The sequence below is a fragment of the Paracoccus marinaquae genome (assembly GCF_018860165.1).
Classification (GTDB): domain Bacteria; phylum Pseudomonadota; class Alphaproteobacteria; order Rhodobacterales; family Rhodobacteraceae; genus Paracoccus; species Paracoccus marinaquae.
This window is the reverse complement of sequence record NZ_JAHKNG010000154.1, coordinates 1-512: the sequence shown is the minus strand read 5'-3', so window position 1 is coordinate 512 and position 512 is coordinate 1. Positions and strand designations below refer to the sequence as shown.

Sequence of the window (512 nt, the reverse complement as noted above, 5' to 3'; positions counted from 1 at the left end):
GACCGGGCGGAGATACCGGAGCGGATCGCCTATGCGCGCACGCCACGCAAACTGCCGACGATCCTGAGCGCCGACGAGGTCGTCCGTTTTCTCGAGGCGGTGCCGTCGCTGAAGGCGCGCGCGGCGCTGACCACGGCCTATGCTGCGGGGCTGCGTGCCTCGGAAACGGTCAGCCTGAAGGTCGCGGATATCGAGAGCGATCGCATGGTGATCCAGGTCCGCCACGGCAAGGGCGCCAAGGACCGGACCGTCATGCTCTCGCCGCAGCTTCTCGGCATCCTGCGGAGCTACTGGCGCTTGGCGCGACCAACGGACTGGCTGTTTCCCGGGCGTGGCGACAAGCCGATCGACGTGCAGGTGCTGCATTCCGCTTGCCGGTCCGCGACCAGGGCGGCGGGACTGACCAAGAAGGTCAGTGTACACACGCTACGGCACAGCTTCGCGACCCATCTCTTGGAAAGCGGCGTCGTGCTGAAAGCACGCCTCAGGCGTGACATCCGCATCATCCAGGT

General features: G+C 66.4%; 1 protein-coding gene. It reads left to right on the top strand.

Annotated features, from left to right (window positions below):
- Positions 1-512 (top strand): tyrosine-type recombinase/integrase (locus tag KNW02_RS20780; RefSeq protein ID WP_216035067.1); only part of this gene is annotated, 512 nt, incomplete at both ends.